6 protein-coding genes and 2 tRNA genes are annotated in these 9,299 nt (G+C 55.8%); 5 read left to right on the top strand and 3 right to left on the bottom strand.

Annotated features, from left to right (window positions below; all coding sequences use genetic code 11):
• Nucleotides 1–309: hypothetical protein (locus tag GSQ86_RS23150; protein ID WP_216841183.1), on the top strand; the 309-nt coding region annotated here is incomplete at its 5' end.
• On the opposite strand, the gene GSQ86_RS15605 is transcribed toward GSQ86_RS23150, so the two are convergent.
• Together GSQ86_RS15605 and GSQ86_RS15600 are read right to left on the bottom strand one after the other, a co-directional pair.
• Nucleotides 271–358 (bottom strand) — tRNA-Tyr (locus tag GSQ86_RS15605). The two genes, GSQ86_RS23150 and GSQ86_RS15605, sit on opposite strands and share 39 nt — an antisense overlap.
• Before the next feature lie 157 nt (nt 359–515).
• A tRNA-Thr gene (locus GSQ86_RS15600) sits at nt 516–591 on the bottom strand.
• Between the two features lie 167 nt (nt 592–758).
• Between GSQ86_RS15600 and GSQ86_RS15595 the strand changes: the two genes are divergently transcribed.
• Nucleotides 759–1,598: an FkbM family methyltransferase gene (locus GSQ86_RS15595; RefSeq protein ID WP_158750880.1), complete on the top strand. Its 840-nt coding sequence runs from the start codon at nt 759–761 to the stop codon at nt 1,596–1,598.
• Nucleotides 1,599–1,742: 144 nt separating this feature from the next.
• Here GSQ86_RS15595 and GSQ86_RS15590 read toward each other — a convergent pair whose 3' ends face one another.
• On the bottom strand, nt 1,743–5,186 hold the full coding sequence (locus GSQ86_RS15590; protein WP_158750879.1) for a carboxypeptidase regulatory-like domain-containing protein: 3,444 nt from the start codon (nt 5,184–5,186) through the stop codon (nt 1,743–1,745).
• A gap of 407 nt (nt 5,187–5,593) precedes the next feature.
• Between GSQ86_RS15590 and GSQ86_RS15585 the strand changes: the two genes are divergently transcribed.
• The 3 genes from GSQ86_RS15585 to GSQ86_RS15575 all read left to right on the top strand — a co-directional run bounded on the left by GSQ86_RS15585 (nt 5,594) and on the right by GSQ86_RS15575 (nt 9,210).
• Entirely contained in the window at nt 5,594–6,409 is an 816-nt protein-coding gene (locus tag GSQ86_RS15585; protein ID WP_216841182.1) for a hypothetical protein, read from the top strand.
• Nucleotides 6,410–6,423: 14 nt separating this feature from the next.
• On the top strand, nt 6,424–6,750 hold the full coding sequence (locus GSQ86_RS15580) for a hypothetical protein (RefSeq protein ID WP_158750877.1): 327 nt from the start codon (nt 6,424–6,426) through the stop codon (nt 6,748–6,750).
• 285 nt (nt 6,751–7,035) lie between these two features.
• Nucleotides 7,036–9,210 carry a CBM35 domain-containing protein gene (locus tag GSQ86_RS15575; protein WP_158750876.1) on the top strand — a complete coding sequence of 725 codons (2,175 nt, stop codon included), beginning with the start codon at nt 7,036–7,038 and terminating at the stop codon, nt 9,208–9,210.
• Nucleotides 9,211–9,299: the final 89 nt, after the last annotated feature.

Genomic DNA, 9,299 nt, shown 5'->3' with positions numbered 1-9,299 from the left:
GAGCTACATCAGCCTGCCACTACAAACCTACTGCGGATTCTCTTCTTCATCGTACCGCCGACCCGCGGTCAGCAGAACCCGAAGAGCGAATCCACCGAGCAACACAAAAACCAGCATGCGAACCTTGCCGGCATCCATCGTGCTCCAGGCCAGGCCAGCGAGCGCAGCCAAAACGAGGAGCGCGACAATCTTGCGCTGCATGCCTCGAACCTGCATAAAACCCGCTTCCCCGACTATAATTCCGGGCTTCTCAGCCTGAAATCCTTTAACTGGTGCACAGGGAAGGATTCGAACCTTCGTAGCTCCTAGGAGCGGCAGATTTACAGTCTGCTGCCATTAACCACTCGGCCACCTGTGCATACCTTGCTTGATGCGAGTTTTCCACTTCGCCAAGACACCAGTCGTCCTTTCGGAGGCTCAAAACGCTCCGGCCTAAACGGGACGCTGTCAGGTGGAATGACTGCGGATGGCTCGCGCCAATCGAACTTAAAAGCTACGGTGAGGCTTTAGGATTCTGGAGCTGGCGAAGGGACTTGAACCCCCGACCGTCTGATTACAAATCAGATGCTCTACCAGCTGAGCTACGCCAGCCCGGACAGCCTCATACTCCTGTTTCCAAAGACACCAAGGCGTCGTTTAAAAGAGGGGTACAGATTGAAAGATTAACACATGCCGTTACGGGCTGCAATTTTCACTACGCTACCTTCAAATTCGTGCTACAAAGGAATCCTCCCCTTCCGGGGTCCCGGCACAAGCCTATGTTAAACGGTCTTGCAACCCGAGTCGCAGATCATGTCGAAACTCTATCCGACGTCCTGCATTTTGCCACACATGGCTCACAGGGAAGACGGCGCGAGATTGCCCGGGACTTCCTCAAAATGCGGTTCCTCCTGGGGGTCGCCAAAAAAAACCAGAAGCCTCCGGATCATCTCTCGCTATTAGGCATTCCCATACATTTCAGCGATCTAGGGACCTTCAAGTACGTATTTGAGGAAGTCTTTATTCACGAGTGCTATGGGGGTTGTCCGATTACTCCTGCCACCATCCTCGATTGCGGCAGCAATATCGGCATGTCGATCGTATATTTCAAGAGTCTCTGGCCGCATGCAAGAATCACCGGCGTGGAAGCCTCTCCCGGCACGTTCGCCCTGTTGCAGGAAAATGTTGCCGGACTGAAAGACGTAAGGATTCTGAATAAGGCCGTAAGCGACAGGGAAGGATCAATCCCGTTTTACACATCCCCAGGTCTGGGCGTCAGCAGCACAAATCCATTGCGCGGAGCCAGCGAAGAAGTTTTAGTGGAAGCCATGCCTCTCTCCCGGCTTATCGAAGGGGAAATCGATCTGCTGAAGATCGACATCGAAGGCTCAGAGATAGCCGCCTTTGAAGAGCTTGAGGCTTCGGGCAAGATGCCACTGATACGCTTCATGTTCATTGAATATCACCACCATCTTCCAGGCGAGAGTCACGCGTTGTCCACCTTCCTGAGCCGGTTGGAAAGATGCGGCTTTAATTATGAAACCGCGGCAGCATTGCCCAAGCGGGTAGGAAACTTCCAGGACATCGTCATCCGCGCATGGCAGGCTCAGCCGCACTAACATGCAGCGGATTCAAAACCCTGCAATCTCCCTTTTCCTCAGTTCTCACTTGGAACACATTATGGCTTCAGGAACCGACCTAGAGAAAGCCTCCCATTCCTGGATGGAATGGGAGGCGGAATACGACAGAAGATCCTAAGTTACTTAGAACTCGTAGCGCAAACTGAACTGCATCTGGCGCTCGGATGAGTAGGTATTTCCCTTCTGCGTGACCTCACCAAAGGTGCCGCTGGTGGGGTTGCTGTCGGGCGAATCGAGGTTGGGATGGTTGGTGAAGTTGAATGCCTCCGCCTTGAACGAAAGCAGGTGATTTTCATGCCCCGGGAGGATGTGGAAGTTCTTTAACATGGCGATATTCCAGCTCTGGAAGCCCGGCCCGTAGATGGAGTTACGGGTTCCTCGAGGAGCAAATGTTCCTGCCGCCGGAGCCACAAAAACTGTTGGATCAAACCACTTACCGGTCCCGTTATTTCCGGCGAACTGCTTGGAAACAGTGGGTGTTCCGGTTGTTTCCCACACCTGGCTTCCAGCGCCCAATCCTACGCCGGCAAAGTCATCGCCGGTGCTGACGGTGAATGGCTCGCCGGTCTGCGCCTGCGTTGTGCCGGAAAGCTGCCAGTTTCCCAGTGCTCCCCGCACGAGGCGGTTATCCGCGTGGGAAGCATAAGGGATATCCCACACGTAATTGACCACCAGCACATTGCGAATATCGAAGTCGCTGGGGCCGTAGTTCGGGCGCTTATCGTACACATTCGGCAGCTCGTAGCCTGGGCTGGAGCCGTAATCCAAGCTTTTTGACCAGGTATATGCCACGCCGAAGAGCAGGTTCTTCGTCATACGGCGCTTCAGATTAAGTTGCAGAGCGTTGTACATCGAGCTTCCACCATTTGTGTCCTGCAGGATGGCAGAGAAGCCGCGATAGGGGCGAAGAGCGTCATCCTGCACGCCGGGATTCGCCTGCTTGGTGCCGGGCTGCAACTGGTTAACGTTCTCAATCTGCGAGAGATGCAGACCGCGGCGGCCTACATACTGAATGGTGAAGGTGGCGAAGCTGGGGATTTCCTGCTCGACGGCGGCATTCCAGCTCCAGGCATTCGGATCGGGGAAATTCAACGCCTGAGAGGAAAGCGCCAGCGGCAGGCTGTTCGCTCCGACAGCGCCCGGATTGTCGACGGAGCCGGCTGTCACGGTCGTGCTGGGCTGGAATGGCGCGTTGCCGCCAAGCTGGACCGAATCGCTGATACCGATACGCTGCACGAAGCGGCCGCCACCGGCACGCACTACCGTCAGTGGAGTGACCTGATAGGTAACGCCGACGCGCGGCTGGATATTGCTCCATGTCGTGTGGGAGTATCCCGGACCGAAGCCACGGAATAGGCGATTGTACTGGCCGTTGAGGATATCGGCCGGTACGTGCCCTTGCGCTGAGCTTGGGAATCCGCTGCCTGGAATCACTACGCCGTTGTAAGGATCGCCGCCGGTAATCTCATCGGTCACCGGATCCACCGTGGGGGCCAGAGACGCCTGCCACGAGCCGGGATCGAAGACCGACTGATTCCGCCACGCAGCCGTGTACGGCAGCATCACGCTGTAACGGGCTCCGTATTCGACCACCAGCTTCGGAGTCGCCCGCCACGTATCCTGCGCGAAGCCCTCGTACATCTTGCCGCGGAAGAGCGTGTACGACTTCTGCCCGATTTCGCCATACGTATCGAAGAGGCCGAGGGCTGCGTTGCCGACTGCCGCGTTCGATGTTGGATGTCCGCTGCGCGTATCGCTGAAGTTGAATTGACCGTTCTGGTTGTTGGTGGCGCCGGGCGTCGTGCTGCTGACGTCAATCTGGTCGAAGTTATTCTCACCCGACCACTGCCAGAGGAAACCAACCTTTAACGTGTGGTTGCCGATGACCTTGGTGAGGTTGTCGGAAAAATTGACGATTGGGCCGCCGGAGTGCGACGGATATGGGCCGCCGTCGAGCGTGGTGAAGTTTGCCAGATCGATTGTCGGGATCTTGTTCGGAACCAGCTTGGTGTCAGTGGGGTAAATATAGGGGAAATTGATCCCGTACAGGTCGCGGTTATACAGTCCGTTCGACGTGTCGTAGTTGATAGTGATGTGATCCGCCGAAGCCGAGGCTGTAGCTTCGTTTACCATCGTCGGGCTGATCGTCCAGGTGTAGTGCAGAACGCCCACCTGATTCGGCCAATGCCACCTTTGCGGCGTGCGGTCGAAGTTTCCCGCAAATGGATTGACGTAGTCGTAGTTGTAATTCAGCAGGCTGAAGCGAAGATGATGCGCGTCGGCCGGAACGTAGTCGATGACCAGCGTGTCTTTTCTCTGATCCTGCGGATAAGGCGCCTGCTCCTGCCAGTTGAAGCCAGAGTTGTTCGCATTCGGAGCAGGATAGGCATTCAGCAGCGCAATACCGTTCGCACTGAGCTGAGTCTGCGGAATGACGTTGTTCTGATATGGCTGACCGGTATTTGGGTTCACCAGTTGCACCGGGCTCTGGAAGATGTTGCTGCCCAGCAGCTCGCTGAAATTGCCCTGGCGCATGAGTGCCGTTGGCACCTTGCCAGTCTGCGTTACGGTCTGCCGGTAGCGGACGTACTCCTGTCCGGCGAGGAAGAAGAGCTTCTGCTTCGAGGTGTTGAAGACGTGCGGAATATACACCGGTCCGCTCAGGTTCCAGCCGAACTGGTTGTAACGGAAGGCCTCGGGATGGTTGGCCAATGCCGGCTGGGTGGAATCGTTTCGACCCCAGGTATTCGCATTGAAGAAGGAGTTACGCAAATACTCGTAGGCGCTGCCGTGGAACTGGCTGGTACCGCTCTTCGGCACCATGCGGATCATGCCACCGGAGGTGCCGCCGTACTCAGCCGGATAGCCCGTCGTCAGAATCTGCACCTGCGATGTGGAATCCACATCCGCCACACCGATCTGCGTTCCGTTGGCGCGGGTACGCACCATCGGCGCGCCGTCGAGTGTAAGGATGCTTTCATTGCCACGCGCGCCGTTGATGGTCGGGCCACTGAAATCGGGTGCGAAGTTGAAGGACGAAATCGCTGCATTGCGCGTTACGCCCGGTTCTAGCTGGGAGAGATAGAGCGGGTTGCGGCCATTGAGCTGGATCGTCTTTACCTGCTCGCTGGTTACCAGCTGGCCTGCCGCAGCTGATTCGGTCTGCAGCACGTTGGCGTCAGCTTGCACTGTAACCGTAGTAGCGTTGCTGCCTGTCTGCAGCGTCACATCGATCTTGCTTCCAATGTTTGGATCGAGCCGGTTGCCGTTGCGCACTGCAGTTTGAAAGCCGGGCGCTTCGACGCGCACGGTATAGCTTCCTGACGGGAGATTGGTAACGGTGTAATAGCCGCTGCCGTTGGTTGTGACGGTGCGTTCCGCACCAGTGCTGTCATTGTGAATAACCACATGAGCATTAGGCAGAACAGCACCAGTCGAATCCGTGACCGTACCGGAAGCGGAAGAGGTATCAGCCTGACCATAAGTAAAAGATGGATGAAGAAGTAGGAAGACGGCGATAAGCAAATACAGAGAATTTGCGAGCCGAGCCCGGCAATGAGTGAACACTTTGGCCTCCAGAGGGAGTTGGAATCAGCGCAGCATGTTTCTCGGAAACGAATTCATGGAATCGTTACCACAGTCACCCTTTTTATTTGCTGTTTCGTACTGTTGTCAAATGAGTAATACTGTTATCTTTTTAAGCAACATTTGAGGCGAGCCGCGCTTCTAATGTCGACTTCTGAGATCCCCTCGGACTCACATCGGCATTTGTTCGTTGCCTTCCCGACACTTGGGTGGAACAATGCTGCTTGCCTGCCACTTCTTTCCGCGCTGAAGGAGGTTTCGCAGAGAAAGCGACACGAATAGAAATGCTGCGATTACGACGATTCTTTGCATTCCCTCTGCTCTTTGTCCTCTGCGCCTCGCTGTTATCGTGCAAAACTTCTGATGACGCACGTGCGCTGGCCACGCAGATGACTTCCACGGCCAGCTGCCTCAGCGACTACTATGCTGCGCTTGCACAGATCGTCGACAACCATGCCAGGCTGGAACGGCTGCAGCAGGCTACCAGCGGCGTTCCGCTCGACGCCCAGGATCAGGCGCAGTTAAGCGACGTGCAGGCTGATTTACAAAAGCGCTCCGAGATGGCAAAGGCACTCGCTGATCTGGCGAAGGCATTTACAGGACTCAGTGGCTCGAAAGCACCCGCCGATGTCTCGACATCAGCAGCCGATCTGGGTACAGCTCTTGCCGCGATTCCCAATATGCCCGGCGGCTCCGACGCAGCGACGGTTCTGCAGAATGCTGGAAAAATTCTGACCCAGTTCGCACAGGAGCGCGATGAGCGCAAAATGGCGAAGAGCATCGATCCGACCATCGCCGCGCTTTCTCAGATGTATACCCAGGAAAAACCTGTCTACGACTCGATTGACCGGACTTATATCGGTCTGGCTCAAGGCATTGCGCTTGATCTCGTAAACCACAATCAGGTAGATCCGAACAGCCTGATGGCGCCGGCGCTGCAGCCCTTTGATCTATCCTCGCGCGTGCCGACAGAACAGCTTTCGCAGGGACTGGCGGACTATGCGCGGGAACAAATTAAGACGAAAGCTGCTACTGATATTGCAGCTCACTCCAAAGCCTCGGACACTATGGATGGTGCCCTTAAAGAGCTGGCGAAGCGCACCCATGAATTAGCCGCTGAAGGCCGCATGCCTCAGCGTGGCTTCCCCTCGCTGGCCGACGTCGAATCATGGATTGAGCCTCATCAAAAGCAGCACGGAAAATAAAGGAGAATCGGTTTATGGGACCGTCCCTGCAAAGCCTTGAAGACCAATACATGCTGCTGACACAACAGCTCTCGATGATTCTTGCCGCCTGCCCTTCGCAGACTGAACGCGATCAAGTCATGACGCAGTATGTGGCGTCGCGCCGTAATTACTGGAACTGCGTCCAGAGAGTCTTTCACGACGACGATCCGCAGGTGATTTCGCTGGTTACAGAAATGAAAAGCGAACAGCAGCAGATTACAGATTGCACCAAGCATCTGGATGACATCGCAAAGGTGATCGACATAATTACCGATGCGGTGGGGGTAGGAACGGCACTGGCTGCAAAAGTCGCCGTATAGATAATTTCTGTGAACGTACACATTCTAAATGTGTTCATCGAAATCTAGGGGCCGTGACCGCAATGGTCTCTCGATGAAACCTATCTTTCGTATGATTAAAAACCGTCATTGCCGGGCATTTCTTTCTTGACAGCCGTAAAAATGCAGTCGTACAGTCTCTCCTGTTTTGGTTGAGTTTTCTCAATTTTCGGGTACGTTACCGGAGATTCTCTTCCAGAATGAAATCGGTTTCATTTTACGAGGATGACGCTGCTAACTTCACGGAACCCGGAGATAAAAACCCCCATGAATATTTCTCTTCCCATTCGTAAACACAAACGCTTTTCGCAAGGGCGGCTGATACCTCGATATCTTCTTCCGCTCTTTCTAGCAGCAGGCAGTCTCGCCCACGCGCAGGTCAACGGCGCCGGTCAAAGGCCCTATCTTGGCTGGAGCACCTTCAGCGAGCAGACCATCAACGGCAGCTTCCTGACCCAGGCCAACATCACGACCCAATCCGATGCTCTGGCCGCATCGGGCATTCAATCGCACGGCTTCAAGTACATCAATATCGATTCCGGATGGCAGGGCAGCTTCGATGCGAATGGTCGGCCGATTCCCAACACGACGACCTTTCCGGATATCAAGGCGTTGATCGATCACATCCACCAGAACGGACAGAAGGCTGGCATCTACTGGATTCCCGGCGTGGAGCAGCCTGCCGTTCAGGCAAATTCTCCCATCCTCGGAACGCAATATCACATTCAGGACATACTCACAGTGCCCTATACGGCGGGAAACGCCTTTGGCGGCTCCGGCACCTCGCCCTACCACTACAAAATTGACTTCACCAAGCCGGGAGCACAGGAGTACATGAACTCCGTCGTAGCGCTGTTTGCCTCCTGGGGCGTGGATTTCATCAAGCTCGACGGCGTGACGCCCGGATCGTACAGCGATGGACTTTCGATCGATAACCGCGCCGATGTCGCCGCATGGTCGAAGGCGATTGCGCTCACCGGCAAGCCGATCTGGCTGACGATTTCGTGGGCCATCGATCAGGATTATCTCAGCGACTTTTTGCCCTACCAGAATGCACGGCGCATTGAAGATGACATTGAATGCGAGGGCCGCTGCGGAACGCTGACTGACTGGCAGCGCATTTATCAGCGCTTCCGCGACCTGCCCGGATGGCAGAACTCAGCCAGTCCATCGCAGGGTTGGAACGATCTCGATTCGCTCGACATTGGCGACGGAACACTCGACGGCCTGACCAACGACGAGAAGCGCACCGCTGTTTCGCTTTGGGCGATGGCGAATGCGCCGATGTATCTCGGCGGCGACCTGACGAAGATAGACGCATTCGGCAAGAGCCTCGTCAGCAATGATGAAGTCATCGCCGTGAATCAATCCGGAAAGCCTGCGAAACAGGCGCTCGGCGGCGATCTGCCGGTCTGGGTTTCATCTCTCGGTCATAACACTTACTACGTGGCTGTCTTTAACCTGACTGCCACGCCTTCTGTCGTGCATCTGCCCTGGAACTTGCTGGGAGTGACAGGGGCACTCCAGGTCCGCGACCTATGGAACCATCGTGAACTCGGCCCTTCCCTGCTTTCCTTTACCACGGTGCTGAACGGCCACGACGTGAAGCTGCTGAAGGTGACCACGTTCGGCCAGGCAGCGCCTTCGCCTTCAACAAGCTATGAAGCGGAGTCCGCGATTCTTGGAGGCTCGGCTTCGATCGCAGACTGCACGCCCTGCTCGGACGGCGAGAAGGTTGGCGGCCTGGGGCTTGGTGCGAACAACACGGTCACTTTTAACAACGTGTATGTGCGCCGCGCCGGGGTGTATCTCATGCAGGTGGATTCAATGACGCAGGGACTGCGCTCTTATCTCTATAGCGTGAATGGCGGCCCGTTCAAGACGTTGAATTCGGGCGGCGGCAGCTTTTTCATTCCAGCGGCCACTGTCATTCCGGTGCAATTGCAGAAGGGCATGAACTCTATCCAGTTTGGAAACCCTGTCAGCTATCCGCCCGACCTTGATCGCATTGTGATCAGCGGCAATGGCGATGCGCCTCTTCCTTCGGCAACGACGTATGAAGCGGAAGTGGCGACTCTCAGCGGCACGGTCACCGGCGGATTCAGCAACTATGCCTCTGGCCTTGCGAAAGCCGGCAATATCGGCGGAGGCGCAGGCAATGCTGTGACCTTCTCGAACGTCACCGTCCCTTCGAGCGGCACGTATCTGCTGGAGGTGGATTACGCCACCAGCGGACCGCGCTCGTTCTTCCTCACCATCAACGACGGCAACGCGCAGGAGCTGGCCCTGAACGGCAGCACCTTTGACGAGCCAACCTACACTGTCCTACAGATACAGCTGCATGCCGGAGTCAACACGCTGCGCTTCGATAACTCCACTGGCTATGCGCCAGATCTCGATCGCATTGTCGTGGCTCCCATTATCGCGGGCAGTTCGTTCTAACTGCCGTGTGGCGATCGTGCGTGAGATACGCTCGCGCACGATCGCTTTTTCACGACAAAATATTTCCCGATAACTCCACTCTATGCTGT

The organism is Acidobacterium sp. S8 (genome assembly GCF_009765985.1).
Taxonomy (GTDB): Bacteria; Acidobacteriota; Terriglobia; order Terriglobales; family Acidobacteriaceae; genus Alloacidobacterium.
The sequence above is the reverse complement of the archived record's forward strand: the minus strand, read 5'-3'. Positions and strand labels throughout refer to the sequence as shown.